The organism is Caballeronia sp. LZ034LL (genome assembly GCF_031451215.1).
Classification (GTDB): domain Bacteria; phylum Pseudomonadota; class Gammaproteobacteria; order Burkholderiales; family Burkholderiaceae; genus Caballeronia.
The window spans coordinates 787,716-812,199 of record NZ_JARUXR010000001.1; the positions used below are offsets into that span (position 1 = coordinate 787,716).

The 24,484-nt window shown below is 64.5% G+C and carries 28 protein-coding genes; 15 read left to right on the forward strand and 13 right to left on the reverse strand.

All coding sequences use genetic code 11. The features are described 5' to 3' along the window. Positions 1-25: 25 nt before the first annotated feature. From QCE83_RS03635 to QCE83_RS03645, 3 genes are all read right to left on the reverse strand, one after another. On the reverse strand, positions 26-538 hold the full coding sequence (locus QCE83_RS03635) for a hypothetical protein (RefSeq protein ID WP_309807669.1): 513 nt from the start codon (positions 536-538) through the stop codon (positions 26-28). Further along, entirely contained in the window at positions 535-1,089 is a 555-nt protein-coding gene (locus QCE83_RS03640; RefSeq protein ID WP_309807670.1) for a hypothetical protein, read from the reverse strand. The genes QCE83_RS03635 and QCE83_RS03640 overlap by 4 nt, the downstream gene beginning before the upstream one ends. A gap of 305 nt (positions 1,090-1,394) precedes the next feature. Beyond that, entirely contained in the window at positions 1,395-2,462 is a 1,068-nt protein-coding gene (locus QCE83_RS03645) for a sigma-54 dependent transcriptional regulator (protein WP_309807671.1), read from the reverse strand. Between the two features lie 578 nt (positions 2,463-3,040). Here QCE83_RS03645 and QCE83_RS03650 point away from each other — a divergent pair. From QCE83_RS03650 to QCE83_RS03690, 9 genes are all read left to right on the forward strand, one after another. Continuing rightward, positions 3,041-3,379 (forward strand): hypothetical protein, encoded by a 339-nt coding sequence (locus tag QCE83_RS03650; protein ID WP_309807672.1) that lies wholly within the window; start codon positions 3,041-3,043, stop codon positions 3,377-3,379. An 83-nt stretch (positions 3,380-3,462) separates the two neighbouring features. Further along, positions 3,463-3,780: a DUF883 family protein gene (locus QCE83_RS03655; RefSeq protein ID WP_309807673.1), complete on the forward strand. Its 318-nt coding sequence runs from the start codon at positions 3,463-3,465 to the stop codon at positions 3,778-3,780. Positions 3,781-3,856: 76 nt separating this feature from the next. After that, the gene (locus QCE83_RS03660) at positions 3,857-4,081 is read left to right on the forward strand and encodes a hypothetical protein (RefSeq protein ID WP_309807675.1); all 225 of its coding nucleotides are present in this window, start codon (positions 3,857-3,859) and stop codon (positions 4,079-4,081) included. A 354-nt stretch (positions 4,082-4,435) separates the two neighbouring features. After that, complete coding sequence (locus QCE83_RS03665; protein WP_309807676.1) at positions 4,436-5,839, forward strand: sigma-54 dependent transcriptional regulator; 1,404 nt, start codon at positions 4,436-4,438, stop codon at positions 5,837-5,839. A gap of 226 nt (positions 5,840-6,065) precedes the next feature. After that, entirely contained in the window at positions 6,066-6,284 is a 219-nt protein-coding gene (locus QCE83_RS03670; RefSeq protein WP_309807678.1) for a hypothetical protein, read from the forward strand. A 237-nt stretch (positions 6,285-6,521) separates the two neighbouring features. Next, positions 6,522-6,758 (forward strand): hypothetical protein, encoded by a 237-nt coding sequence (locus tag QCE83_RS03675; protein ID WP_309811440.1) that lies wholly within the window; start codon positions 6,522-6,524, stop codon positions 6,756-6,758. A 192-nt stretch (positions 6,759-6,950) separates the two neighbouring features. Next, positions 6,951-8,420 (forward strand): alpha,alpha-trehalose-phosphate synthase (UDP-forming), encoded by a 1,470-nt coding sequence (gene otsA, locus QCE83_RS03680; protein WP_309807679.1) that lies wholly within the window; start codon positions 6,951-6,953, stop codon positions 8,418-8,420. A 136-nt stretch (positions 8,421-8,556) separates the two neighbouring features. After that, positions 8,557-8,901: a chemotaxis protein gene (locus QCE83_RS03685; RefSeq protein WP_309807681.1), complete on the forward strand. Its 345-nt coding sequence runs from the start codon at positions 8,557-8,559 to the stop codon at positions 8,899-8,901. A gap of 140 nt (positions 8,902-9,041) precedes the next feature. Next, positions 9,042-9,959: a YihY/virulence factor BrkB family protein gene (locus tag QCE83_RS03690; RefSeq protein WP_309807682.1), complete on the forward strand. Its 918-nt coding sequence runs from the start codon at positions 9,042-9,044 to the stop codon at positions 9,957-9,959. A 176-nt stretch (positions 9,960-10,135) separates the two neighbouring features. On the opposite strand, the gene QCE83_RS03695 is transcribed toward QCE83_RS03690, so the two are convergent. Next, positions 10,136-11,623 carry an RNA polymerase factor sigma-54 gene (locus QCE83_RS03695; RefSeq protein WP_309807683.1) on the reverse strand — a complete coding sequence of 496 codons (1,488 nt, stop codon included), beginning with the start codon at positions 11,621-11,623 and terminating at the stop codon, positions 10,136-10,138. Between the two features lie 455 nt (positions 11,624-12,078). On the opposite strand from QCE83_RS03695, the gene QCE83_RS03700 reads away from it, so the two are divergent. Continuing rightward, positions 12,079-12,429 (forward strand): BON domain-containing protein, encoded by a 351-nt coding sequence (locus QCE83_RS03700; RefSeq protein ID WP_309807684.1) that lies wholly within the window; start codon positions 12,079-12,081, stop codon positions 12,427-12,429. A gap of 320 nt (positions 12,430-12,749) precedes the next feature. After that, positions 12,750-12,971: a hypothetical protein gene (locus QCE83_RS03705; RefSeq protein ID WP_309807685.1), complete on the forward strand. Its 222-nt coding sequence runs from the start codon at positions 12,750-12,752 to the stop codon at positions 12,969-12,971. 73 nt (positions 12,972-13,044) lie between these two features. Here QCE83_RS03705 and QCE83_RS03710 read toward each other — a convergent pair whose 3' ends face one another. Continuing rightward, positions 13,045-13,497 carry a PA2169 family four-helix-bundle protein gene (locus tag QCE83_RS03710; RefSeq protein WP_309807687.1) on the reverse strand — a complete coding sequence of 151 codons (453 nt, stop codon included), beginning with the start codon at positions 13,495-13,497 and terminating at the stop codon, positions 13,045-13,047. Positions 13,498-13,698: 201 nt separating this feature from the next. Here QCE83_RS03710 and QCE83_RS03715 point away from each other — a divergent pair, with 201 nt between their 5' ends. After that, positions 13,699-13,956, forward strand: coding sequence for a hypothetical protein (locus QCE83_RS03715; RefSeq protein ID WP_309807688.1), 258 nt, complete (start codon positions 13,699-13,701; stop codon positions 13,954-13,956). Between the two features lie 72 nt (positions 13,957-14,028). On the opposite strand, the gene QCE83_RS03720 is transcribed toward QCE83_RS03715, so the two are convergent. The 5 genes from QCE83_RS03720 to QCE83_RS03740 all read right to left on the reverse strand — a co-directional run bounded on the left by QCE83_RS03720 (position 14,029) and on the right by QCE83_RS03740 (position 17,830). Continuing rightward, positions 14,029-14,601 (reverse strand): glycine zipper domain-containing protein, encoded by a 573-nt coding sequence (locus tag QCE83_RS03720; protein ID WP_309807690.1) that lies wholly within the window; start codon positions 14,599-14,601, stop codon positions 14,029-14,031. Between the two features lie 55 nt (positions 14,602-14,656). Beyond that, entirely contained in the window at positions 14,657-14,944 is a 288-nt protein-coding gene (locus QCE83_RS03725; protein WP_309807691.1) for a DUF1488 domain-containing protein, read from the reverse strand. Between the two features lie 220 nt (positions 14,945-15,164). Next, the gene (locus QCE83_RS03730; RefSeq protein WP_309807692.1) at positions 15,165-15,716 is read right to left on the reverse strand and encodes a type 1 glutamine amidotransferase domain-containing protein; all 552 of its coding nucleotides are present in this window, start codon (positions 15,714-15,716) and stop codon (positions 15,165-15,167) included. Positions 15,717-15,828: 112 nt separating this feature from the next. Next, positions 15,829-17,196: an MFS transporter gene (locus tag QCE83_RS03735; protein ID WP_309807693.1), complete on the reverse strand. Its 1,368-nt coding sequence runs from the start codon at positions 17,194-17,196 to the stop codon at positions 15,829-15,831. 130 nt (positions 17,197-17,326) lie between these two features. Continuing rightward, the gene (locus QCE83_RS03740; RefSeq protein ID WP_309807695.1) at positions 17,327-17,830 is read right to left on the reverse strand and encodes a YbhB/YbcL family Raf kinase inhibitor-like protein; all 504 of its coding nucleotides are present in this window, start codon (positions 17,828-17,830) and stop codon (positions 17,327-17,329) included. Positions 17,831-18,213: 383 nt separating this feature from the next. On the opposite strand from QCE83_RS03740, the gene QCE83_RS03745 reads away from it, so the two are divergent. Then, entirely contained in the window at positions 18,214-19,701 is a 1,488-nt protein-coding gene (locus QCE83_RS03745; RefSeq protein WP_309807696.1) for a sensor domain-containing diguanylate cyclase, read from the forward strand. A gap of 15 nt (positions 19,702-19,716) precedes the next feature. Here the strand turns inward: QCE83_RS03745 and QCE83_RS03750 are convergent, their stop codons facing one another. Beyond that, on the reverse strand, positions 19,717-20,127 hold the full coding sequence (locus tag QCE83_RS03750; protein ID WP_309807697.1) for a hypothetical protein: 411 nt from the start codon (positions 20,125-20,127) through the stop codon (positions 19,717-19,719). 135 nt (positions 20,128-20,262) lie between these two features. Here QCE83_RS03750 and QCE83_RS03755 point away from each other — a divergent pair, with 135 nt between their 5' ends. Next, on the forward strand, positions 20,263-20,943 hold the full coding sequence (locus QCE83_RS03755) for a TetR/AcrR family transcriptional regulator (RefSeq protein WP_309807699.1): 681 nt from the start codon (positions 20,263-20,265) through the stop codon (positions 20,941-20,943). 76 nt (positions 20,944-21,019) lie between these two features. On the opposite strand, the gene QCE83_RS03760 is transcribed toward QCE83_RS03755, so the two are convergent. After that, positions 21,020-21,877 (reverse strand): shikimate dehydrogenase, encoded by an 858-nt coding sequence (locus QCE83_RS03760; protein ID WP_309807700.1) that lies wholly within the window; start codon positions 21,875-21,877, stop codon positions 21,020-21,022. Positions 21,878-22,158: 281 nt separating this feature from the next. Here QCE83_RS03760 and QCE83_RS03765 point away from each other — a divergent pair, with 281 nt between their 5' ends. Then, entirely contained in the window at positions 22,159-24,051 is a 1,893-nt protein-coding gene (locus QCE83_RS03765) for a TIM barrel protein (RefSeq protein WP_309811443.1), read from the forward strand. Between the two features lie 21 nt (positions 24,052-24,072). Here QCE83_RS03765 and QCE83_RS03770 read toward each other — a convergent pair whose 3' ends face one another. After that, complete coding sequence (locus tag QCE83_RS03770; protein WP_309807702.1) at positions 24,073-24,396, reverse strand: hypothetical protein; 324 nt, start codon at positions 24,394-24,396, stop codon at positions 24,073-24,075. Positions 24,397-24,484: the final 88 nt, after the last annotated feature.

The following is a 24,484-nucleotide window of genomic DNA, read 5'->3' on the forward strand; positions in this document are numbered from 1 at the left end:
GGCCGCGCTTTTGCATGAAAAGGCCTTATTGCAGGTTGCCCCAGCGTTCCACCGCCGGTTCCGCCGACGCCCACTTCCAGCCGCTCGACTGCTGGCAGGCGGTAGCGACAAACCATTCGGCAGGCGCCTTGGCATCGTCGCCGTCGACGACCGAGAAGGCGAACTCCTTGCAGGTCGCGAGTGCACTGCCGAATTCGCGCAGCACGCGCACTTCGCCGTGGCCGTTCTCGACCGGCAGCGTGTGCTTGACCTTCCACGGCCGCGTCTCGCCGACCGACGCCGTGCCCGCGGTCACCGCGATCATGACCTGCTGATCCTGATGCAGCGACTTCATCGTGCGCTTGACGAGCTCGTCGGTGGCGCTCTGCACCGCGACGCCCACGCCGAAGCCAATCGCCGGATTGGTCGTGAAGGCGCCCGTCGCAATGCCGGCTGCGGCGCCGGTGGCCGCGCCGATCGACGCACAGCCGTTCAGGCTCAGGCAGGCCGCGGCGCCGGCGGCGACCAGGCCGACGCGCAAGCTGATCTGAAGCGTCATTGCAGCGAGCCCCAGCGCGGCGTCGCCGGTTCGGCGGAGGCCCATTTCCACTTGTTGCCGTCGCGGCAGACCGAGGCGACGTAAAAGGCGCTGTCAGCGGGACGGTCCTGCGTGGCGTCGCGATCGACGGAGAACACCACTTCCTTGCACTCGAGCGCGCCGATGCTGATGATGCGGCTCACGGTGACGCGGCCTTTTTCGTCGTCCTCGATCGGCACCGAATGCACGATCTTCCACGGCGCCACCGCGCCGACATCGAGCGGACCGGCCGCCGAGGCGATCTGATCCTGGGTGTTCGTGTGCACCACGCGCTGGCTGTACTGCACGCCGGTCCTGGCCGCGGCGACCGCGCCCAGGCCGATGCCGGTGGCCACGGCCGCATTGTTGGTGACGCTGCTGGCGATGGCCGCGCCGCCGATACCGGCGCCGGCCGTCGCGCCTTCGCTGTAGAGGGAGTTGCATCCCGTCAGGCTCGCGCAGGCCATGACCCCCGTGATGAGCGCGGCCAGCGCGCCGACGTGCCGGCTACGCCGGTCTACCCTGATTTGCATGTTGCTTCCCTTCGTTTTCCGATGTCCGGCAAGGCTGACCGGGTGCTCGAATCTGCTTGAACTTTCGCCGCCGGAGCGAGATCCGGCAGAGCGGGGCGGCTCTCGTGAAAAGCGCGACGCTAACGTTTCACGAGCTTTGCGCATTCTGAAGCAAGCCTCTAATTACCGGGCTGTGAAAATTGCAAGCAAATGCAAACGAACGGAACGCGGTCCGCGAGGCGTCCTGCGTGCGGGCAAAAAAAAGCGAACGCCGGAGGGCGTTCGCTTCGTGTCGATTGCATCCCGGCAAGGAGGCCGGGCGCGCCTCAGCTGTCGTGCTTCGAGGCCGACTCGACCGAATCGGAGTCTTCGTTCTCGTAGGCGCCGAGCCGGTTGTACAGGGTCTTCAGGCTTACCCCGAGCGCCTTCGCCGCGCGCCGCTTGTCGCCGCCGCAATGCTTGAGCGTGCCGAGGATGATCTGTTTCTGCGCGTCGGCGAGCGGCGTTCCAACCCAGACGTTCATCGCATCGCCCTGCGTCACTGGCTTCTTCACCCGCGACGCGAGATGCGGATGCGCGATTTCCACCGTCTTCTCGGCGAGGATGAACGCGCGATATACCGTGTTCTTCAGTTCCCGCACGTTGCCGGGCCAGGAATAGGTGCGCAGGACATCGAGCGCGCGCTTGCTGAAGGCCTTGCTGGTGCCTTCCTGGGCGTTCATTTCGGACAGGAAATGCTGGGCGAGCAGTTCGCGGTCGGCGTCGCGTTCGCGCAGCGGCGGCGCGCGCAGCGGAAACACGGCGAGGCGGTACATCAAGTCTTCACGCAAGCCGTTTTCCTTGACGGCCGCGACGGGATCACGGTTGGTCGCGGCGATCACGCGTACGTCGGACGTGATCAGGTCGTTGCCGCCGACGCGAAAGAACGTGCCGGTTTCGAGCGCACGCAACAGCTTGACCTGGCGCACGGGCGACATTTCGGTGACTTCGTCGAGGAACAGCGTGCCGCCGTTGGCGTGCTCGAAGTAGCCGATGCGTCCCTGAACCGCGCCGGTGAAGCTGCCTTTCTCGTGACCGAACAGCTCGGCTTCGATGAGATTGTCGGGAATCGCGCCGCAGTTCACGGCGATGAACGGAGCGTCCTTGCGGGCGCTGTGGTCGTGGATGGTTCGCGCGACGAGCTCCTTGCCGGTGCCCGACTCGCCGATGATGAGCGCGGTCGCGTCGGTGGCGGCGACGCGCTCGATCTGCGCATACAGCTCCTGCATCACGGGCGACGAGCCGAACATCAGTCCATAGGACTTCAGGCCGGGCACTTCTCCCGCGCTGCGCTTCTTTTGCGCTGGTGTATCGCCGACTGCAAGGGGCGGCTGATCGAGATCGGTTGACGCCATGTGTCCTGATGTGTCCTGAGTGCTTGCGAATAGGGTTGTCCGGGCGGCGTCCGGCGGCGCGCCTGCGCTGAATCCGGTAGCGGCCGGCGCGCGAGCAACGCGGGAGTGGAATGCCGCGCGCGTCGGAAGGCGACGCGCGACGCCCGTTGCCAGATACGTCCCCGCGCTGTGCGGGCGTCGATGCTGGCCGTGCGTCGGTCGAGGAGCGTCTGTGCGGCGAGGCGGCCTGGATTGCTCCAAGGCCGCCTGAAGGCGGACGTTCCTGTCTCATAAACGCTATTTAACCATTCGCGACGACATTGCGGCAATGCGCGCTCGGGCCGATGCGGTGTTTTGTCTGAAGGCCCGGAGCGCGGACGCTCAATTCCGGCAAGGTTCGCCGGACGCATCGCGAATTTACAAAGCCACGGCGTAATTGTTACCCGCTGTTGTCGGTTGTCTGTTCATGGCGGCGCGGTCTTCGCACGCACGGCCTTTTGCTTCTGACGAAAGCCGCTGCTGGCACGAAAGCTGCAATGTCCCTATCGAACTTATTCGAAAGTGCCGCAACGACTCGTTTCGGCGGCACAGATACGAGGATGAGCGAGAGAGGCAACAGCATCATGGACAACATCCAGCATTTCGACAGCATCGTGCACGAGCCCGTCCGGCCCGCGAAGATGCGCGGCACGCGCGGCAGCCGGCCGGAACTCGCGGCAAGCGAACCGATCGACATCTATCACTGGGCCGCGGTTGCGCTGGTGACCGCGCTCATGTGCGCGGTGTTAGGGTATGCGGCAGGAACGCCGGCGCTGGCGCGCGCGGCAAACGTGACGAGCTTCGTGTTCGGCACGATGGGCGGCGCGCTGGTGGCGAGCGGCCTGGTGCGGAGCCTGCGCGCCCGCGGCGCCGGTCAGCGGCTCGCCGAAACCCATTGAACGCGGCATCGATAAACACAAGCACGCCCGCCCGCAGCAACGGCGATGCGTGCACCACCCCACTTGGGCGAGGACTTCATTCCATGAGTCAGACGACTGTCCAGCTTGCGTTGGGCAAGCAAAAGATCATCGAAGACATCAAGGTGCTGCTCAACGACTCGGAAGAGTTGTTGCGCCTCTCGGCGACGCTGCCGGGAGAAGGCGTGGATGCGCTGCGTTCACGCCTGCGCGAGCATGTCGATTCGGCCCGCAGCGCCCTCGAGGACGCGCAGGCGAGCGCACAGACGCGCTATCGCGCAGGCGTGGACTGCACGGAGAAATATGTGAAGGACAATCCCTGGCAGTCGCTCGGCATCGCCGCCGGTGTCGGCTTCCTCGTAGGGCTGCTGGTCTCGCGCTAACAGCTTGCGTCGAATGCCGGACACGGGAAACCGTCGACGATTCGGCGATTTTTGATGACACTGGGAGAGAACACTCATGGCACGTCCTTCGATCGGAATCTTCGGCGCGTTGTTCGCAGTGGGCAGCGTGCTCGCATGGAAATGGGTGCAATCGCAAGACGCCGGCCGGCGCACCGCGCGCGACGTCAGCCGCTGGGAAGATGAAGGCGGCAAGGTGCTGACGCCGGCTTCGGGCGGTGCGGTGAATGGCCACGGTGTCGTCGGCGGCACCGCTGACGCGTGGCATTTCCCGCGCAGCTGAGCCCGCGCGGACAAAGCCCGCCGCGCCCGGCGGGTTCGCCGGCGCGGAACGCGCAGCCGCCTCAGTCGATGAAACGCACGTCTGGTCAGCGTGCGTTTTTGACTTGATAAACGCTTATAATCAGTGAAACTCTTTCATAAGTTGCGTATATGGAAAAACTTACGATGAGTTGATTCCAAGCGTGCTGAATATCGGAAATTATTCTATTTTTGCGGAATCACACGGTGCGCGAATCGCTCGCAGATTCGGCGCCCTGGCTCACCGCACCGGCCCGCGCGGCCTTGCCCGCACGGAGAAGACCACGCCGCATCGAGGCGTGTGACCTGAAAACGCTTTGGAAACATTCGAGACGCAATGCCACACGTATTGATTGTCGATGACGATCCCAGTACCCGCGAGGCGCTAGCCGCGATCATCGGCGAAGACGGACTGACAACGGCCGTTGCCAGCGATTTGCGCGAGGCGCGCATCCAGCTCGTGCGTCAGACGCCGGACGTCGTCTTCACGGATTTGAAGCTGCCCGACGGCACCGGCGTCGATCTCTTCGAAGATCTGGACCCGCGCTCGGGTGTCGAGGTGATCGTGATCACCGGGCATGCCACGGTCGAGTCCGCCGTCAGCGCGCTGAAGATGGGCGCCGCTGACTACCTCGTCAAGCCGATCAACATGCAGCGCGTGAAGGCAATCCTCGCGCGCCTGCCGCGTGCCGGTGACCTCAAGGCGGAAATCGGCACGCTGCGCGGCGAACTGCGCCGCATGGGCCGCTTCGGCCTGATGCTCGGCAATTCCCCCGCGATGCAGACCGTGTACGACCAGATCGGCCGCGTCGCGCCGACGGCCGCTTCGGTGCTGCTGATCGGCGAATCGGGCACGGGCAAGGAAGTGGCCGCGCAGACGCTGCACGAGCTTTCGCTGCGGCGCAAGCATGCGTTCATCGCCGTAAATTGCGGCGCGATCTCGCCGAACCTGATCGAATCGGAGATGTTCGGCCACGAACGCGGCTCGTTCACGGGCGCGGATCGTCAGCACAAGGGCTATTTCGAGCGCGCGAACGGCGGAACGCTGTTCCTCGACGAAATCACCGAAATGCCGATCGAACTCCAGGTGAAACTGCTGCGCGTGCTCGAAACCGGCATGTTCATGCGCGTGGGCACGACCAAGGAAATCGAGACGGACGTGCGCCTGATCGCCGCGACCAACCGCGATCCGGAACAGGCGGTGCTCGAGGGCAAGCTGCGCCTCGACCTCTATCACCGGCTCAACGTGTTCCCGATCAACCTGCCGCCGTTGCGCGAGCGTGGCAAGGACGTCGAGTTGCTCGGACAGGCGTTCCTCGACGAGCTCAACAACCGCTACAGCACGAAGAAGGATTTCCCGGTTGCCGTGCGCGAGATGCTGGCCTCGTACAACTGGCCAGGCAACGTGCGCGAACTGAAGAACTACGTGCAGCGCGCGTACATCATGTCCTCGTCGGATTCCGACAGCACCGCCACCGTGCCGCTGCAGATTTCGCTGTCGAAGCCCTCGGCGGGGACGTCGGTCACCATTCCGTTCGGCACGTCGCTGGCGCAAGCGGACCGGCAGCTGATTCTCGCCACGCTCGAGCAGTGCGGCGGCGTGAAGACGCGGGCCGCGGAAATCCTCGGCATCAGCCTCAAGACGCTCTATAACCGGCTGGTCGAGTACGGCGAGGATGCCAGCAAGGCCACGGTCGGCGAGGGCGGCGAAACCGGCGAGCCAGATAGCGAAAATCCTTGAACGTCGGCTATCTTTAGACGAATCAGACGCCTGCTGCTGTTAAAAGCGCAGGCGTTTTTCATTGGCAGGCGCCTTTTCTACGCCGATAATGAGTCACTGGAGTGCGTGAAAGCAGGATCTCGAAGGGCATGGCCCTTGCTGTCTTCTGATTGACATCCGCGCGCTGCGCAGTGGCGTCGGCGCCTGGATAGGGAAAGTACGATCACAAGACCGCAAGGAGCCCGTCATGTCACAGAGCGATGCAACTCACGTCTTCCACGCTGCGGGTATCGAGGCGCAGACGCCGCAGCCGCCGGATCCGCCGGTGACGCCGCCCGATCAGCCGCCCCCGACTCCGATGCCGCCCGACACCAATCCGGATCCGACGCGCGAGCCGCCCGAGCCGCCGTCGCAGCCGATCGGCGACCCGCCGCCCGGGCCGAATGAAACGCCGCACGTGTATTGAGAGGTTGAAAGGCGGTCGGACAGTTCGCAGGACCGCCGACGTTGGACCATGCCCAGACTTCGTGCACGGTTTGAATAAGTTTCCATCCCGTACGTAGGGATTACAAGCAAAGACGCAATAATGGCCGGCGATCCGCTGTTTCGCCGGTCGTTTTTTCTGAAGCTGCGCTCCTCCAAGGGCGCATCGGTCCGACGCCGCCGAGGTCCTATCGCGACGGCCTTCTACTCTGGAGGCATCATGAGGCATCCCGCACTTCGACGCTCCGCGCGTCATTCATCCAAGCGCGAAGCGCGCGCCGAAGCCGCCAAGGCAGCCGGCACGCAAGCCGGCCCGGCGTCCGCAACCGAGCACGATCCCGCCAGCCAGAACCGCGCCGCGCCTGGCGTTCCGCCCGATGGCGAGCACAATCAGGGTGGCGTCCGGCGCGAGGGAATAGACTATCAACGCGACCTCGGATCCGAGCAGGATTCGTGATCCCAGGCGAGCCGGCCCGCGCGTTCCACGAACAAAAATTTCTACGCGGCGCGCCGTCGCCGCGTGTTTTTGTTCGTCCGTAACATCTGCGTACAAATATTTATTCACCATTAGCAACAAAAAGGCACAGTTTTTGCACCTTTATCGATCGCCAATTCGAGCATGCAACGACAACTGAGAGGTGAAGCTGTAATGAGCAGATTGATCGTGGTATCGAATCGCGTCGCCCCGATTCAGGAAGGCAAGCCCAGCGCGGGCGGCCTCGCTATCGGCGTGCTGGATGCGCTCAAGGAGACAGGGGGCGTGTGGTTCGGCTGGAGTGGCGAGATCGTCGGAGAAGCGGCGGCGCCGGTGGTCGAGAAGGGCGGCAAGGTGACCTACGCGACCGTCGGGCTCACGCGCCGTGACTATGACCAGTACTACCGTGGCTTCTCGAACGCCACGCTGTGGCCGACGTTCCACTATCGCAATGACCTGTCGCGCTTCGACCGCGAGGAATTTGCCGGCTACATGCGCGTCAATGCGAGCCTCGCGTCCAAGCTGAAGACGATGCTGAAGCCCGACGACATCATCTGGGTGCATGACTACCACATGCTTCCATTCGCGCAGGAACTGCGCAAGCTGGGCGTGGCCAATCCGATCGGCTTTTTCCTGCACATTCCGTTTCCGGTGCCGGAAGTGATGCGCACCATTCCGCCGCACGAGGAACTGATGGCGGCAATGTGCCAGTACGACGTCGTCGGTTTCCAGACCGACAACGACAAGCAGTCGTTCATCGATTACATCGAGCGCACCGGGCGCGGTCACTACAGCGACGACGGCATGCTGCAGGCGTACGGACGGATGATGAAGGTCGGCGCCTATCCGATCGGCATCTATCCGGATGCAATCGCCAAGTCCGCCGAGCAATTCGCCAACCGCAAGCAGGTGAACAGCCTGCGCGACAGCATGCGCGGCCGCAAGCTCATCATGAGCGTGGACCGGCTCGATTATTCGAAGGGTCTGGTGGAACGCTTCCAGGCCTTCGAGCGCCTGCTGCTGAACGCGCCGGGCTGGCATGGCCGCGTGTCGCTGGTGCAGATCGCGCCGCCGACCCGCTCCGACGTGCAGACCTATCAGCGCATTCGCCAGAACCTGGAAGGCGAGGCGGGCCGCATCAACGGTCGCTTTGCGCAACTCGACTGGACGCCCATCCAGTACCTGAACCGCAAGTACGAACGCAATCTGCTGATGGCGTTGTTCCGCCTCTCCCAGGTCGGCTATGTGACGCCGTTGCGCGACGGCATGAACCTGGTCGCGAAGGAATATGTCGCGTCGCAGGATCCGGCGGATCCGGGCGCGCTGGTGCTGTCGCAGTTCGCGGGCGCGGCGGATCAGTTGCCGGGCGCGCTGGTCGTCAATCCGTTCGATCTGTCGCAGATGTCGGAAGCGCTGGAGCGTGCTCTGTCGATGCCGCTCGCCGAACGTCAGGCGCGCCACGCCGACATGATGGCGCCGCTGCGGGAGAACAACCTGTCGGTCTGGCGCGACTCGTTCCTGTCGGACCTGCGCAGCGTGGCCAACGCGGCCTCCGTGACGGAGAAGACCGTCAAGACGGTCAAGCAGAATGCGACGTCCGCTGCCGGCTCCGCCGCAAAGCCTTCGGCGGCGGCGAAGGCCTGAAGCCTGGAGCCTTGCTGCAACCGTGTCGCACGCAACCCCGTGTTTCGCAAGAAGCGCGGGGTTTTTTCATGGACGCGCGGAACGGCTTTTGCGGATCTCCATGGAACACGAACAGGAACCGACCATGGAGGTCACGATGAGTGGAAGCACATTGAACCCGCCGGAAGACGACGGCGCGGAATACGGCAAGGGACACGGCACGGGTGCGCTCGGTCCCAGCGATTCATCGGACAGCGGCTCGGACGTGCAGGGCGAGAAGCGCTATCCGGGCGAGATCGAAGACGAACTCGATGCCCACGCGCTCGGCCAGTCCGAAGCCGAGTTGAACAGCGACACCGACCGCTATGGCACCGGTGAAGCGGCGTCCGCGGATGGCGACAATCATCTGACGCCGGACGGCGACATCCTGCCTGACGAAGTGGAAGACGAGACGCGCGGCATCGCCGAGGACGAAGCCGATCCGGACGCGGAACGCCCCTGACTGCATTCAGGCGTGCATGAGGGCAAGCGGCATGTTCCACCCGGAACGTGCCGCTTTTCATTTGCGCCCCCGCTGTGCGCATCGTCCGGCCGGGCTAACATCAGCGCTGGCACCTTTCGCCGCGCTCCGCTTCCCTGTCGATGGACCAGAATCTTCGCCCGACCACTCCGCAAGCTCCCACCGTCGCCGCCGGCCGCACGTCGCGGGTCGGCTGGCTGTCATGGCTGGTCGACCCGGTCTCGCAATGGGTTCAGGACCACTGCCTGATGTTCTCCGCGTCGATCGCCTTCTTCGCGGCGTTCTCGATCGCGCCGACATTGGTCATCGTGATCGCGGTCGCGAGCGTCTTCTTCGGCGCCGAGGCCGTGCAGGGACGTCTGTTCGATGAAATCAGCGGTGTGGTCGGCGCCGACGCGGCGCACGCGCTGGAGGCGATCGTCGCGAACGCGTGGCATGCGGATATCGCACGCAGCACGGCACTGCTGTCGCTCGCGGGCGTGCTGGTCGGGGCGTCGGCGACCTTTTCGACCTTGCACAGCGCGCTGAACGTCATCTGGCCGACGCCTGCGGTCAGCGCGCGCGAGAGCATCGTCTCGCTGCTGCGCGTGCGGCTGATGTCCTTCGGGCTCGTGATCGGCGCGGGGCTGCTCGTCGCGGCGCTGCTGGTGCTGGATGCGCTCGTCGAGATTCTCGGGCATTGGGTGCTGGGCGACGGCAGTCCATTCATCGTGCTGTCGGGGCTCAGCCAGCGGGCGATCTCGCTGTCCGTGCTGATGCTAGCCTTCACCGTGCTGCTGAAATTCCTGCCGACGACCCGCATGCTCTGGCGTGACGCCGCACTGGGCGCGGCCGCAGCGGCCCTGCTGTTCGAGGGCGGCAAGCGGCTGTTCGCGTTCTATCTCGCGCATGCCGGCACGGCGAACATGTTCGGCGCGGCCGGGTCGCTGGCGATCATCCTGATGTGGCTGTATTACTCGGCGGCGGTGTTCCTGCTGGGCGCCGAACTCGCGGCCACGGCGGCGCGCAAGCGCACGCACCGGGCTTCCGGCTGGCGCTGAACGACCGGCGCTGAACCACCGTGCGATGACAAAAAAAGGCCGTCCGCGAACGGACGGCCTGTCGGCTACGCTCCCTGTCGCTCAGGCGCCTCGCTTGACCGGGTCGTCGCCGAGCGCTTGGGAGCGTGACAATCAGTGCGTCCGCGCGCGTTGCTTATATGCGCGGACGAAGCACATCACGCCTGGCGGCGAAGTTCGGCGGGCGGCACCTTCATCAGATGTCGATACTTCGCCACCGTGCGGCGCGCCACGATCACGCCCTGGTCTGCCAGCATCTTCGCGAGACTGACATCGGACAGCGGATCGCGCGTGTTCTCCTGCGAGATCATTTCCTTCAGCAATGCGCGCACGGCCGCGGCCGAGCAGGTGCCGCCGCTTTCCGTCGACAGCTCGCGCGGGAAGAAGTGCTTGAACTCGAAAATGCCGCGCGGCGTGGACATGTACTTGTTGCCCGTGGCGCGCGAGATGGTCGACTCGTGCAGGCCGAGTTCATCGGCGACATCGCGCAGCACCAGCGGCTTCAGCGCGATTTCGCCATAGTCGAAGAATGCCTTCTGATGCGACACGATGCATTCCGCCACGCGCTGGATGGTCGTGAAGCGTTGCTGGGCGTTGCGAATCAGCCAGCGTGCTTCCTGCAACTGCTGCGCGAGCGGCGAACGGCTGGCGCCGGCCGATTGCGCGAACAGTTCGGCATACATGCGGTGAATGCGCGCGCGCGGCAACACGGCGGGGTTGATCGTCACGAGCCACTGCTTCTTGACCTGACGCACGATCACATCCGGCACGACGTAGTTGTCTTCGCTCTGGCCGTAGTTCTCGCCCGGCTTCGGATCGAGACGGCGGACGAGCGCACAGGCGATGCGGAGTTCATCGGCGCTGCAGCCGATCTTCTTTTGCAGCTCGGCTTGCTCGCGTCGTGCGAGACGTTCGAGGTGGTGCGCGACGATCTCGAGCGCCACCGCGCGGCCCGGCGTCTCTTCGTCGAGCGCTTCGAGCTGCAGGGTCAGGCATTCGGACAGATTGCGTGCACCCACGCCAGGCTTGTCGAGCGACTGCACCAGCTTGAGGGCGATCGTGAGTTCGTCTTCGCCGAGCGCCGGTTCGATCTCGACCACATTGGCGAGATCGCTCAGTTCCTGGCGCAGATAACCGTCGTCATCCAGGGCTTCGATGATGAGCTGGGCAATGGCGCGGTCGCGCTCGTTCAGCTGATACAGCCGGAGCGAATCGTGCAGGGTTTCGTGCAGCGACGGTTCGATGCGGACCCAGTCGGCGGGGTCGGAGCCTTCGCCGTCGCCGTTGTTGCGCGACGCGCTGCGTCCAAACGGGTCCGAGGAAAATTCGTTCATCGAGTCGTCGCGGCTGCCCGAATCCATGCTGGATTCGCCTTCGCTCGACGACTCGGTGCTGCTGGGTACTTCGCTTGCGCTGTCGGTGGTGGGGGAGAGCGTCGAATCGCTCATCGAGCTGCCGTTGTCGGCGCCGAGCGCATTGTCTTCGGTCTGCGTTTCGTCGTACTCGAGAAACGGGTTGGTGTCGAGCGCGTTGCGCAGTTCCTGCTGGAACTCGAGCGACGACAACTGCAAAAGGCGAACGGACTGCTGGAGACGCGGTGTAAGCGCGAGACTTTGCTTCGCGCGGAGTTCGAGTATGGGCGGCATTGCGTGCTGATCCTCGATTGTTCTAAACGTGACGGGCTGATGTGTGACTCTATAAAGCACAGGCCGTGCCAGGAATCGTTAAGCTCGTGCCGCTACTGGCTTTTTTGCGCCGGCATCGATTATTCGATGCGTGGCCGAGGCCACATTCACGCACTTTTTTACACGCACTCAGACAAAAGCGCCGCGCGTTTCGCCGATTCGCACGGCCTCGCCGGCATGACCGCCGGAAGCGCCGGGAGAGGCTTTCGCAGCCGCAACAAGCCTTTGATTCTTCATAAGGATCACGTGTCGCGAGACGATTTTCGGACCTTGGAAACAAGGCTTCGGCACGCAAGTTGCGAGAGGGATGTCACGTTTCGCGTGCTACGGCGCGACGTAAATCCAAGAGCGCGGCCCCTCGCCATAAGCAGCGAGTCGGTGCGCCAGACCAAAATCGACAAAATGGGAGTATTGCCATGAAGACGACTCAAATCCTGAAGGCTGCCGGTGGTATCGCTTGTGTGGTGTTCGCGCTGAACGCCAGCGCCCAGAACGCAACCGTGACGCCGGCATCGTCCACCACCGGTTCCGGCACGACGATGGGCCAGAAGGTCGATGACAGCGCGGTCACGACCAAAGTCAAGGCCGAACTGCTCGGCGCCAAGAACGTCAAGTCGACGCACATCCATGTGAAGACCCGTTCGGGCGTGGTGTCGCTGACGGGTACGGTGCCGTCGGCGGAAGACAAGACCGCTGCCGAGGAAGTCGTCTCGAACGTGTCCGGTGTTGCATCGGTGAAGAACCATCTTAAAATTGCGGCCAAGTAATGGCATAGTGCGTATGCCCGGCTTCGCCACGGCGGGCCGCGGTTGAGTGCCAGCAGCAAGGAACCCGCGCAGGGTCCGATGGTTCGCCGGAAGGCGGACGGCCGGATCGGGCGCGGGTTCTCGCATGAGGGCGTCGTGATTCGTGTCGCAACGGGTCCGGCGCCGCAGTCGCAACATGATTCCGCTTCAGCAGTGCGCATTACCTCGCAGCACTTCGAAATCTAAAAACGAAGTACGGCCGTTCAGGACGTTACTTACACAGGCGGTTGACGAGCGTGCAGAACAGCGCCGGTCCGATACTCCGACAAAAGGAGCTCTTCATGAAGACGAAAAAGATGGCATTGATCGGCGCGCTGGCACTGGCGTTCTCCACGGGCGCCTTCGCGCAGGCTGCTTCGGATGCGGCGGCAACCGGCTCGCACGCGAAGAAGTCGAAGGGCACCTATCTGCATCAGCAGGACAAGGCGCACAAGCTGAAGGGCGCTTCGGCAGCCGCAGCGGCGTCGTCGCTGGGCACCAACGACAAGGGTCAGCCGCAGTAAGCTGCGTTTCCCTGATCGCGAAGAAAAACGGCCGCGCAAGCGGCCGTTTTTCATCAGCGAACCTGAATACTCATCAGGACTTCGCAGCCGCATACTGATCGCGCAAGTCGCGAATGCGGTCATGATTCTCCAGCACGCCTTGATACTGACGCTCAACGATCGCGCGGACATCGGCAGGCAGATCCTTGTCCAGCGCCTCGCGATAATTCTTCTTTGCGGCATCTTCTCCACGCTCGCATTCGGCGAGGATTGCATGGTCGCTGTGGCCGCTTACGGCCGACTTCACATCCACCCATCCACGGTGCAACGCGCCGGCCACGGAGCCGCCGGTTTCCGGCGTGCCGCCGAGCCGCTGGACCACGTCCTGCAGTTCGCGCGCGCCTTCGGCGCATTTCTGCGCGCGATTCTGGAACAGCAGCTTGAGACTGGGATCGCGCGTGTCCTCGGCAGCCTTGAGGAAGCCCTTCTCACCATCCTTCGAAGTTTCGACCAGATCGTTGAGTACCGATACGACGTTCGTGCTCATGAGAGTCCTCCGTTATTGAATTGAGACCTTGCTGCGCCGCGGCCTTCCTGCGAGATGCGGCTCGCCGATACATAGCGCATGCGGCGTGCCCGCAAGGCGTGCCGTCCGGAGGAAAGTCGGCACACACCTTGCTGACTCCGAGCCACAACAAGCGCGACTCCCATCGGAGAGTCGCGCACGACGGCAATCGGAGAAAACAATATGAATTTTTTGCATCGGCTCGCGAAGCGCGAGTCGCTCGTACTCGTGGCTATCGTCGCCTCGGCGGTCACCGTGCAAGTGCGACAGCACGTCAACGCCGCTCAAGAGACTGCGGCACACGTTCAACCGTCGCAGGCCGCGCCGATCTGCGAACCTTCGTCGGCGCAGACGGAGACGGACGCACCACGCATGCAGGCCGCCGATTGCAGCATCCGCGCGCATGTGCGTCCTACACATCCGGTCGGACTCTGGGTTTGACGAGCAGCGATAACGCAAACACAGAAACGCCCGCGTTCGCGGGCGTTTCTGCATGAGAAGCAGGGCGCTGCCTCAGGCACGCGTCTCCGCGAATTCGCCCACCGGATGCGGAGGCTTCAGCGGGTCGAAATCGCTCCAGCGGCCTTGCTTCCAGCGTCCCGACGCCCGTTCGATATCCATGCCGCCGGCCGCGCGCAGCATATCGGCGGCCTGGCCCTGGGTTTCGGGAGAAACATGCACGGCGACCACCACGCCGGCATGACGCATCGGCTCCTCCGCGTGCGCGGGACCCTTCGGCTTGCGCGTATGCGACATCGCGCCGACCAGCGACCCCACATAGGCGCCCACGCCCGCCGCGATCACGGACACCAGCAGCGGCGCATGGAACACGGCGAAGATCGCCGCGCCGACCACCGCGCCCGCCACCGCGCCGATCGTCACGCCCTTGCCGGCGCCCTTGGGCGCGGCGCTCGCACCGGCATCGGTGCCGACGTCGCCGCCGATCGGATGACGCGCGTGTTGCCCGCTCGGATTGACGAAGAACAGCGTCACGTCCTCTTCGACGAAACCGTTCTGGAAGAGGCGCTGCGCCGCCGCCTCGGCCGCGGGGAAAGTTTGAAATCGGCCCGCAATGATCAGGGACATGTTCCCTCCTTATCGACTGGGTGAATGGGTTCGACGCGCGGCATGCCGGTCCGGATCATTCCGGTTCCAGGCCCGCGACGCGGAACAGCCCGCTTCTCAGCACGACGGGCTGGCCGCCGTTGTCATCTAGCGCTTCGGCGCAGACCGCGCGGATGCGAGCCTCACCGTTTGCGAAAGCGGCGCGTAAATCGTCTTCGCGCGGTGAGGGCGCGCCGAAGTGGTCTTCGAGCGCCTCGGCGGAGATCGAACAGATGACCGGCTCGCCATCGACGAGTGCAGCGAAGTGGATAGCGAGATCGTCGCCGTCATAAACAGGGGATTCGTCTGCGAAAGTGATGTGCATGGTCGAGTCCTCATAAGCGGGACGAGGGTGGGCGACGCGCCGCGTGTCGTGAGCGAGGATCATGACGCCGCATTTCCAATATAGGCCGTGCCGAAAGCACCGCCGCGGGGATTTTCCGCGGCGCTTGCCGGAAGGCAAAGGCCGCGCCCTTGCGCATGCATGCGGTCGTAACGGCTGAATGGATTCGACATCGCCATGACTTCGTGACGAGGCGTCCGCCTCAGGCCGCGCGCGACTTGCCGAGCGCATCGATCAGCGCACGGTTGAAAGCGGGCAGATCGTCCGGCTTGCGGCTCGTGATGAGATTGCCGTCCACCTGCACTTCCTGATCGACCCACGTGCCGCCCGCGTTGCGCACGTCGTCCTGCAGGCTCGGCCAGCTGGTCATCGTGCGGCCCGCGACGATGCCCGCCGAAATCGGCAGCCAGCCGCCGTGGCAGATCACCGCGATCGGCTTCTTCGCGCGGTCGGCTTCCTTGACGAAGCTCTGCGCCTTCGCGTCCAGCCGGATGGCGTCGCCGTTGACCACGCCGCCCGGCAATACCACAGCGTCGTAATCGCCGGCGTTGGCGGCATCGAGCGTGACATCGACGTCGAACTTGTCGCCCTTGTCGACATGCTTGAACCCCTGGATTTGGCCAGCCTTCTGCGAGATGACGTGCACCTGCGCGCCGGCTTCCTTGAGCGCGCGTTGCGGCTCGACGAGCTCTGCCTGCTCGAAGCCGTCGACGGCGAGAATGGCAACCTTGCAACCGTTGAGCGATGAGGCCATGAACACACTCCTTTTAGCGATTTCCGGGTGATCCGCGTGTGCGGAATCCATGCCCGAAGTTCAGCAAGGGGTGTGCCCAAAGGGCGGGAGACGAGACGTGCGGGCGCGTCCCTCAGGCGGTCTCGACGCGCTGTCCGCTGGTTAGCCGCAGCAGGCTGACGACGGCGGCCACGGCGGCGAATGCCGCGCCGAGGCCGAGCGCGAGCGTGGGGCCGTTTTTGGAAGCAATGCCGAAGCACAGCGCGACGAGCGCCGCGCCGAGGGTCTGGCCGGTGAGGCGGGCGGTGCCGAGCATGCCGCTCGCGCCGCCGCTGCGATGACGCGGCGCCGCGGAGATGATCTGGCGATTGTTGGGCGACTGGAACAGCCCGAAGCCGAGGCCGCAGACGGCCATGCGCCACGCGATGTCGAACGCGTCCGGATGCGCGCCGAGCGTGGCGAGCGCGACCAGTCCGAGCGACAGGATCGCGAGTCCGATGCCGCCGAGCAAGCCTGCCGAATAACGGTCCGCGAGAATGCCCGAGAGCGGCGCGACGAACACGATGACGAGCGGCCAGGGCGTCATCAGGAACCCCGTTTCGACCTGGCTCATGCCGAAGGTGTCCTGCAGCAGGAACGGCAGCGACACGAAGGCCAGCATCTGCGCGCAGAAGGAACAGACCGAGGTGCCGATCGACAACGCGAACACCGGAATGCGCAGCAGGTCGATCGGCAGGAGCGGCTGACTGCGGGTCAGTTGCCGCCTGACGAAGAAGTAGCCGATCACCACCACTGCCGCCAGCTCGGCGATGACCCACGGCCGGTGCGCGCCATGCCCGAAGCCGTCCACCGCGACGATCGCGAGGCCAAAAAACAGCGCATTCATGATCGCGCTGATGAAGTCGTAGGGCTGGCGATGCCCCGGCGTGCGCGGCAGCGCGCGGATGCCGATGGCGAAGGCGGCGAGGCCGATCGGCACGTTGATCGCGAACAGCCACGGCCAGGTGGCGACCGCGAGCACGCCCGAGGCGACGGTCGGGCCGACGACCGAGGACACGGCCACGACGGTCGTGTTGATCGCGACGCCGCGCCCGAGCTGCTTGTGCGGATAGATCATGCGCACCAGCGCCGTGTTGACGCTCATGATGCCGGCCGCGCCGAAGCCCTGCACGATGCGCGCGGCGGTCAGCCCGACGAGCGAGCCGGACAGCGCGCAGGCCAGCGACGACACCGTGAACAGCGCCAGTCCGCCGACATACACGTGCCGGTAGCCGATGCGGTCGCCGAGCGAGGCGAGCGGCAGCAGCGAGATCGTGATGGCCAGCTGGTAGGCGTTGACGACCCAGATGGAATCGGCGGGCGACGCGTTCAGATTGCGCGCGATGGTCGGCAGCGCGACGTTGGCGATGGCGCCGTCGAGCACCGCGAGCGTGACGCCCAGCGCAACGACGAGAATGGCCCAGTAACGTTGGGGGAGCGGCAGACCTTGATCGGAGTCCATCGATGGGCAGGGAGTGGCGGCGGCGCATTGTATGACACGCCGTTTTCAAATTGCTTGTGCACGGGCGCTGCAAGGCGGGACGCGGACTTCGCGGACTTCGTGGACCTTGAAGGCCGCGCCCCGGTCACGGCTACTTCAGTTCGTACAGGCCGGTGTAGGTCGCCGAATCGATTTCGTTCAGATGCGTCATGAAACGCGCCACGGCATTGGTGGCATTGACGTCGAGCGGCAGGCTTTCCGCGGACAGCGCGTGGAGGCGGAAGATGTAGCGATGCGGCTTGTCGCCGCGCGGCGGCGCCGCGCCGCCGAAACCCACGGTGCCGTAGTCGTTGCGCAGTTGCAGCGCGCCGGCGGGCAGCAGGCTGCCGTCGGCCTTGCCGGCGTTGCGCGGCAGGGAGCGGGTGTCGGGCGGAATGTTGACGACGATCCAGTGCCAGAAGCCGCTGCCGGTCGGCGCATCCGGATCGTAGACGGTGAGCGCGAGGCTGCGCGTCTCGGCGGGCGGGGCGTCCCACTGAAGCGCCGGGGAAACATTCTCACCCGCGCCGCCGAAGGCCTGCTGGTCGAATTCGTGGGCGCGCGCCATGAAGCCATTCGCCGGAAATTCATCCGACCAGATACGGAAGTCAGCCATGAGAGTCGTGCCTCCTGGTGGTTGCGTGTCGATGAAGGCGGCATCGCGCCGTGTGTCGTGCCGCGTTGTTGCGCGCGGGGCAGGCGGCGTGCCGTTGACCTGCGGGGAGTGCAGCAAACGTGCCCGAAGACCTGCGCGGGACGCGACGCCCGGGGTCCATGCCTGTCAATCGAGTTTAGCATCTGCCCCCGATACACATCGGCGCCTCCTTCAATGCGGAGCGCGGTCGGGCTCGTGCAAAATATGGCGCGCTACAATAATGAGATGATTCGGGAGTGATCCCGCATGCATCGGCCGCATGCATCAGCCGCATACATCAGCCGCATACATCAGCCGCATGCATCAGCCATGACCGAGAGCCGGCGCAAGCCGAAAGGACCCCCATGCCAAACGACCCGCGCCGCGCTGCCGGTCAATTCACGCCGGCGAGCGTGCCGGAGGACGATGCCGACATGTTCGACCTCGCCCCGGTATCACTCTGGCTCGAAGACTTCAGTGCGGTGCGCGATCAGTTCGAGCGCTGGCGGGCGGCGGGCGTCACGGACCTGCGCGCGTTTCTCGCCGACGAACCCCAACGCGTGGCCGAATGCTCATCGCGCATCCGGGTGGTGAAGGTCAATCAGCGCACGCTGTCCCTGTTCCAGGCGAAGGACGCCGATCATCTGGTGCAGAACCTCGACCGCGTGTTCCGCGACGACATGCTGAAGACGCACGTCGACGAACTGGAGCAGCTCTGGTCCGGCAAGGCGCGCTTCGTGAGCCAGACGGTCAACTACACGCTCGACGGCAAGCGTCTCGATGTGCTGCTCAAGGCAGTCGTCCTGCCGGGACACGAGGACACGTGGAGCCGCGTGCTCGTGACGATCGAGGACATCACCGAACTCGAAGCGATGCGGCGCAGCGCCGCCGCCAGCGAACTCTATGCGCGCGGTTTGTTCGAGCATTCGCCGGTGTCGCTGTGGGTAGAGGATTTCAGCTCGGTGAAGGCGTTGCTGGACGACGTGCGCGAGCGCGGCATCGTCGATTTCCGCACCTTCACCAACGTGCATCCGGAGTTCGTCGAGCGCTGCATGCAGGAGATCCACGTCCTCGACGTGAACCAGCACACGCTGCGCATGTTCGCCGCACCCGACAAGGCGACGCTGCTGTCGCGCCTGCCCGAGGTGTTTCGCGACGACATGCATGCGCACTTCCAGGAGCAACTGGTCGAGCTATGGGAACACAAGCTCTTCCATCAGCGCGAGGTGGTCAACTATTCGCTGGAAGGCAACGAAGTCCATGTGCATCTGCAGTTCTCGGTGTTTCCGGGGCACGAGGCGCGCTGGGACCTGGTGCTCGTCGCGCTGACGGACATCACCGCGCGCAAGAAGGCCGAGGCTTACCTCGAATTCCTCGGCAAGCACGACGTGCTGACGAAGCTCAAGAACCGCTCGTTCTATGTCGATGAAATCAACCGGCTCGAACGCAAGGGGCCGTTCCCGGTGACGGCCATCGCGATCGATGTCAACGGCCTGAAGGCGGTGAACGATCAGCTCGGCCACGCCGCCGGCGATGCGCTGCTGCGGCGCGCGGGCGAAGTGCTCGGCAAGGCGGTGGAGAAGCCGTTTCAGGCGGCGCGCATCGGCGGTGACGAATTCATGGTGCTGCTGCCCGGCACCGACGAACGCGGCGGCGAAGCGGTGATCGACAGCATCCGGCAGTTGCTCGAAGTGAACAACCAGTTCTATTCGGGCATGCCGCTGTCGTTCGCGATGGGCGCCGCCACCGCCCAGGACGGCGAACGGCTCGAATCGATGCTGCAGCGCGCGGATGCCGTCATGTACACGGAAAAGCGCGCGCACTACGAGGAAAGCCAGCGCAGGGACGACTGAACGCCGTCCCGCTGCTTACTGCGGCGGCTGGGCCGTGACTTCGTCGATGCCCCGCGCGAGCGCCGGACACGCCTCGCCAATCTCCTTCTTGTATTCCGCGGGCTGACTCGCCTTGAGCCGCGCGAAACGATCGACGGTGGCCTGCGCCTGAGCCAGCCCGAGTTTCCATTCGCCGTCGAAGTCGGGTGCATCGGGGTAGCTGGTGTGAACCACGTCCTTGAAGCGCGCGATTTTCGCGGCATCGATATGACAGACGTCGGCGGCTCCGCGCGCGAGACTCGCGCTGGTCATGACGCCTTCGGCGGCCATCAGTTGCTTGGCATCGGGATGACCCGGCGGAAGGGCGGTCTGGGCGAAAAGATGCGTGCTTCCCATCAGGCTGCATGCGGCCAGCGCGCACGCTGCCAGCGTTTTAGAGTGCTTCATGCGTAATGATTTTCTTGATTGCATGCGGGGAAGAAAATTATAGGCGAAGCACCCGGAATGGATGGGCCCGCAAGGCAAGGACGCCTATATAGCCCGTGCTAGAATCGATTTTCCATGCCGTTCTCAGACAGAAAAATGAAAAAAGGAAGCAAGGCCGCCAGTACTGCGCCCTCGTCGACCACAGCAGAAGGACGGCGCAAGTACGACCCTGAGGAGACCAAGCGGAACATTCTCGACATCGCCACGCAGGAGTTCTCGGCGATGGGCCTCACCGGCGCACGCGTGGACGCCATCGCGGAACGCACCAACACCACCAAGCGCATGCTGTACTACTACTTCGGCAGCAAGGAAGGGTTGTATGAAGCGGTGCTGGAGCAGGTCTACGGCGACATCCGGGCGCTCGAGCAGGAACTGCAGCTCGCGGAGATGGAACCGGAAGAAGCGCTGCGGGAATTCGTCGGCTTTACCTTCGACTATCACGACAAGCATCGCGATTTCGTGCGGCTCGTGACGATCGAAAACATTCACTCGGCCAAGTACATCGAGCAGTCAAAGACCTTCAAGGCGCGCAATTCGAGCGTCGTGAAAACCATCGAGGATCTGATCGCGCGCGGCGTGGCGGCGGGCAAGTTCCGTGGCGACGTCGATCCCATCGACCTGCATCTGATGATCAGCTCGTTCTGCTTTCACCGCGTGGGCAATCGCCATACGTGGAGCGCCGCGTTCGGACGCGATCCGTCGGGCGTGCGTTCGCGGGCGCGGCATCGCGAGATGATCGTCGATGCGGTGCTGTGTTTCATGCGGCGCGACGACTGACCTCAACGCACGCAACGTTGCAACGCCAGACGGCGGTCTTCTCGCGAGGCCGCCGTTTTTGCTTCCGGATGAACGTTCAGCTTTCCAGCAGACTCTGGAAGTGCGTGAACATGCGTTCGGCATCCGGCTCGCGGCCGGTGAAGATGCGCAGCGCATCGACGGCCTGACACACCGCCATGCCGCCGCCGCTGACCGTGCGGCAGCCGAGCGCGCGCGCCGCCTTCAACAGCTCGGTTTCGAGCGGGAAGTACACGATCTCCGCGACCCACAGTTCCTTGTGCAGATAGTCCGCCGGCAACGGCAGGCCGGGCAGCTTGGCCATGCCGGTCGGCGTCGCGTGGATGAGCCCGCTCGCGGCGCCCAGCGTCTCGCGCAGATCGCCACCGCTCGTGACCGTACGGTCCGGAAAACGCGCGCCGAGGTCGGCCGCGAGGGCAGCGGCGCGGGTGGCATCGGAGTCGAACAGCGTCAGCGTGCGCGCACCCATCGCCAGGGCCGCGTGTGCGACGGCCGCACCCGCGCCGCCGGCGCCGAGCTGCACGACGCGTTCGAGCGGCGCGCCCGGCAAACCCCGCTGGAACGCGCGCGCAAAGCCCGATCCGTCCGTGTTGTAACCGATGCGCCGGCCGTCCTTCAGCACCACCGTATTGACCGCGCCCAGCGCGCGGGCGTCGGGATGAAGTTCGTCGAGCAGGGGGATCACGGCTTGCTTGCACGGATACGTGATGTTCAGGCCGTCATAGCCCATGCGTTCGGCCGCGACGAGCAAGTCCGGAAGGGCAGCGGGTTCGAGTTGCAGCGCCTGCAGATCGATACGCCGGTACACATAGTTGAGGCCGAGCGTGCGGCCTTCCTGTTCGTGCATCGCGGGCGTCAGCGAGCCGCCGATGCCCGAGCCGATCAGGCCGATGAGATACGAAGTCTTCTGAGTCATGCATGCGCTCCTGCAAGGTGTGACACGGTGGCACTGCGCGAGGATTCGATGCTGCAGTGCGAAATCGGGTACGGCGCAGTGTGAACTGCCACGGGAAACGTGTCGTTTGGTGTTTCCACGTATTTGTACGGTCTAGTTAGTTTGCTATCATGCCGCAGACTGACATGGATTGCGCCTGGCGCTTCTTCGTCTCCAGCGCGAACGGCCTACACTGACACGAGACGCGCCCAGTCCATTCCGCATCCACCGAATGCATTAAGGAGGCAGCGATGCTGCGTTCAATCCGGACATCCATCGCGACGGTTTCCATCAGCGGCACGCTCGCCGAGAAACTGCAGGCCATCAAGGCGGCCGGTTTCGACGGCGTCGAGATCTTCGAGAACGATCTTCTCTACTTCGACGGCACGCCCGCCGACGTGCGCCGCATGTGCGAAGACCTGGGCCTCGCCATCTATCTGTTCCAGCCTTTCCGTGATTTCGAGGGCGTGAGCGCGGAGCGTCTCGCGCGCAATGCCGAGCGCGCGAAACGCAAGTTCGAGCTGATGCATGAACTCGGCACGGATCGCATGCTGGCGTGTTCCAATGTGTCACCCGACATGATTCGCGACGATGCACTCATCGTCGATCAGCTTGGCGTGCTGGCGCGTCTCGCGGAGGAAGCGGGCGTGGTCGTCGCGTATGAGGCGCTGGCGTGGGGCCGGCACGTGAATTCGTACAAGCACGCGTGGCGGCTCGTCGATGCCGTGAACGTCCCGAGCCTCGGACTCGCGCTCGACACGTTCCATACGCTGTCCATTGGCGACTCGGTGGACGAGATCGCGTCGATTCCCGGCGAGCGCATTGCGTTCGTGCAGATAGCCGATGCGCCCGTCCTGGCCATGGACGTGCTCGAATGGAGCCGCCACTATCGCTGTTTCCCGGGGCAGGGCGCATTCGATGTCGCGGGCTTCACGGCGCGCGTGCTCGAGGCGGGCTACACGGGCCCGCTGTCGCTGGAAATCTTCAACGATGGCTTCCGCGCCGCGCCCACCGCGATCACGGCGGCGGACGGCTATCGCTCGCTGCGCTTCCTCGAGGAGCAGACGCGCGCGCTGATGGGCGAGAAGGCGCCGCCGGAACTGTTCGATCCGCCCGCGCCGCCGGAACACATCGGCTTCCAGTTTCTGGAATTCGCCGTGGATCAGGCGACGCGCGAGCACCTCGCGCAATGGCTCGGCAGGCTTGGTTTCAGGCTTGCGGGCCAGCATCGCTCGAAGGACGTGCAGCTGTACCGGCACGGCGCGGGTTCGATCGTGCTCAACGCCGAGGCCGATTCGTTCGCCAGTGCGTTCTTCCAGCAGCATGGGCTGTCGCTGTGCGCGTCGGCGTTTCATGTCGACGATGCCCGGCTCGCGTTCGAACGCGCCGCCGCCTATGGATCGAAGCCGTTTTCGGGGCGTATCGGGCCGAACGAACGGCATGTGCCGGGCGTGCAGTCGCCCGATGGCAGCCTCGACTACTTCGTCGACGAAGCGCCCGGCGGCCCGACGCTCTGGGAATCGGACTTCGTACTCACCGACATCGACGGTCCATACGAAGTGGGACCGTTGTCGCGTATCGATCATGTGTGCCTGTCGCTGCCCGCCGACGCGCTCGACACCTGGGTGCTGTTCTTCCGCAGCGCATTCGGCTTCGAGACGGAAGCGGCCGTGCTCGTGCCCGATCCGTACGGCCTGGTGCGCAGCCGGGCCGTGCGCAGCCGCGACGGCTCGGTGCGTATTGCGTTGAATGCGTCGGTGGACCGCTATACGGCGGTATCGGAATCGCTCTCGGCGTATCGCGGCTCGGGCCTGAATCACGTGGCCTTCAGCACGCCCGACATCTTCGACGCGATTCCCCGTCTGGAGGCGGACGGCGTCAAGTTCCTGCGCATTCCGCGCAACTACTACGACGATCTGGTGGCGCGCTTCGGCTTGCCCGACGAGCAGATCGAGACGATGCGCGAGCACAACATCCTCTACGATCGCGACGAACGTGGCGGCGAGTTCTTTCATGCCTACACGGAGCAACTCGACCAGCGCTTCTTCCTGGAAGTGATCGAGCGGCGCGGCGGCTACGACGGGTATGGTGCGGCCAACGCGGCGGTGCGGCTCGCGGCGCATGCGCAGCAGCAACGGGCGCGCAAGGCGGGTTAGGCGGGGATAAGCAGAGCGCGCTCAGGCGCTGCGCGGCTTGGCGCCGGCAGCGAGGGCGGACGCGTCGGCTTCGGCGACGCGCTCGCTTTCACGCTTGCGGAGGTTGGCCTCGAAGGCATCAATGTGCAGATACAGCCGATGCACAGTTTGGATCTGGGTATGGGAAAGATGCGACTGACGCGTGATCGATGCGAGCCGCTCGCGCCAGTAAGCGGGCGGCAGCAATGGACCGCCGAGATCGCACGACAATGAGCGCCGCAACACCTTTTCGAGGTGCGTAAGGTCTTGGTCTGCCAGCAACGCCGAAAACGCGCCCTGCGGCTTGGAATCGGGAATGGGGTCCATTAACGCGATGGCGGCGCGGTCCGGCGTTTCTTGATGGGTGTAAACCCGAATTCATCAGAATATTTCGCATCCTGGGTTGCCGCCGGAT

What these genes read in the sequence shown, in the direction of transcription:
- QCE83_RS03635 (WP_309807669.1), bottom strand. Translation starts at nt 538, where the DNA reads ATGACGCTTCAGATCAGCTTGCGCGTCGGCCTGGTCGCCGCCGGCGCC.
- QCE83_RS03640 (WP_309807670.1), bottom strand. Translation starts at nt 1,089, where the DNA reads ATGCAAATCAGGGTAGACCGGCGTAGCCGGCACGTCGGCGCGCTGGCC.
- QCE83_RS03645 (WP_309807671.1), bottom strand. Translation starts at nt 2,462, where the DNA reads ATGGCGTCAACCGATCTCGATCAGCCGCCCCTTGCAGTCGGCGATACA.
- QCE83_RS03650 (WP_309807672.1), top strand. Translation starts at nt 3,041, where the DNA reads ATGAGCGAGAGAGGCAACAGCATCATGGACAACATCCAGCATTTCGAC.
- QCE83_RS03655 (WP_309807673.1), top strand. Translation starts at nt 3,463, where the DNA reads ATGAGTCAGACGACTGTCCAGCTTGCGTTGGGCAAGCAAAAGATCATC.
- QCE83_RS03660 (WP_309807675.1), top strand. Translation starts at nt 3,857, where the DNA reads ATGGCACGTCCTTCGATCGGAATCTTCGGCGCGTTGTTCGCAGTGGGC.
- QCE83_RS03665 (WP_309807676.1), top strand. Translation starts at nt 4,436, where the DNA reads ATGCCACACGTATTGATTGTCGATGACGATCCCAGTACCCGCGAGGCG.
- QCE83_RS03670 (WP_309807678.1), top strand. Translation starts at nt 6,066, where the DNA reads ATGTCACAGAGCGATGCAACTCACGTCTTCCACGCTGCGGGTATCGAG.
- QCE83_RS03675 (WP_309811440.1), top strand. Translation starts at nt 6,522, where the DNA reads ATGAGGCATCCCGCACTTCGACGCTCCGCGCGTCATTCATCCAAGCGC.
- otsA (WP_309807679.1), top strand. Translation starts at nt 6,951, where the DNA reads ATGAGCAGATTGATCGTGGTATCGAATCGCGTCGCCCCGATTCAGGAA.
- QCE83_RS03685 (WP_309807681.1), top strand. Translation starts at nt 8,557, where the DNA reads ATGAGTGGAAGCACATTGAACCCGCCGGAAGACGACGGCGCGGAATAC.
- QCE83_RS03690 (WP_309807682.1), top strand. Translation starts at nt 9,042, where the DNA reads ATGGACCAGAATCTTCGCCCGACCACTCCGCAAGCTCCCACCGTCGCC.
- QCE83_RS03695 (WP_309807683.1), bottom strand. Translation starts at nt 11,623, where the DNA reads ATGCCGCCCATACTCGAACTCCGCGCGAAGCAAAGTCTCGCGCTTACA.
- QCE83_RS03700 (WP_309807684.1), top strand. Translation starts at nt 12,079, where the DNA reads ATGAAGACGACTCAAATCCTGAAGGCTGCCGGTGGTATCGCTTGTGTG.
- QCE83_RS03705 (WP_309807685.1), top strand. Translation starts at nt 12,750, where the DNA reads ATGAAGACGAAAAAGATGGCATTGATCGGCGCGCTGGCACTGGCGTTC.
- QCE83_RS03710 (WP_309807687.1), bottom strand. Translation starts at nt 13,497, where the DNA reads ATGAGCACGAACGTCGTATCGGTACTCAACGATCTGGTCGAAACTTCG.
- QCE83_RS03715 (WP_309807688.1), top strand. Translation starts at nt 13,699, where the DNA reads ATGAATTTTTTGCATCGGCTCGCGAAGCGCGAGTCGCTCGTACTCGTG.
- QCE83_RS03720 (WP_309807690.1), bottom strand. Translation starts at nt 14,601, where the DNA reads ATGTCCCTGATCATTGCGGGCCGATTTCAAACTTTCCCCGCGGCCGAG.
- QCE83_RS03725 (WP_309807691.1), bottom strand. Translation starts at nt 14,944, where the DNA reads ATGCACATCACTTTCGCAGACGAATCCCCTGTTTATGACGGCGACGAT.
- QCE83_RS03730 (WP_309807692.1), bottom strand. Translation starts at nt 15,716, where the DNA reads ATGGCCTCATCGCTCAACGGTTGCAAGGTTGCCATTCTCGCCGTCGAC.
- QCE83_RS03735 (WP_309807693.1), bottom strand. Translation starts at nt 17,196, where the DNA reads ATGGACTCCGATCAAGGTCTGCCGCTCCCCCAACGTTACTGGGCCATT.
- QCE83_RS03740 (WP_309807695.1), bottom strand. Translation starts at nt 17,830, where the DNA reads ATGGCTGACTTCCGTATCTGGTCGGATGAATTTCCGGCGAATGGCTTC.
- QCE83_RS03745 (WP_309807696.1), top strand. Translation starts at nt 18,214, where the DNA reads ATGCCAAACGACCCGCGCCGCGCTGCCGGTCAATTCACGCCGGCGAGC.
- QCE83_RS03750 (WP_309807697.1), bottom strand. Translation starts at nt 20,127, where the DNA reads ATGAAGCACTCTAAAACGCTGGCAGCGTGCGCGCTGGCCGCATGCAGC.
- QCE83_RS03755 (WP_309807699.1), top strand. Translation starts at nt 20,263, where the DNA reads ATGAAAAAAGGAAGCAAGGCCGCCAGTACTGCGCCCTCGTCGACCACA.
- QCE83_RS03760 (WP_309807700.1), bottom strand. Translation starts at nt 21,877, where the DNA reads ATGACTCAGAAGACTTCGTATCTCATCGGCCTGATCGGCTCGGGCATC.
- QCE83_RS03770 (WP_309807702.1), bottom strand. Translation starts at nt 24,396, where the DNA reads ATGGACCCCATTCCCGATTCCAAGCCGCAGGGCGCGTTTTCGGCGTTG.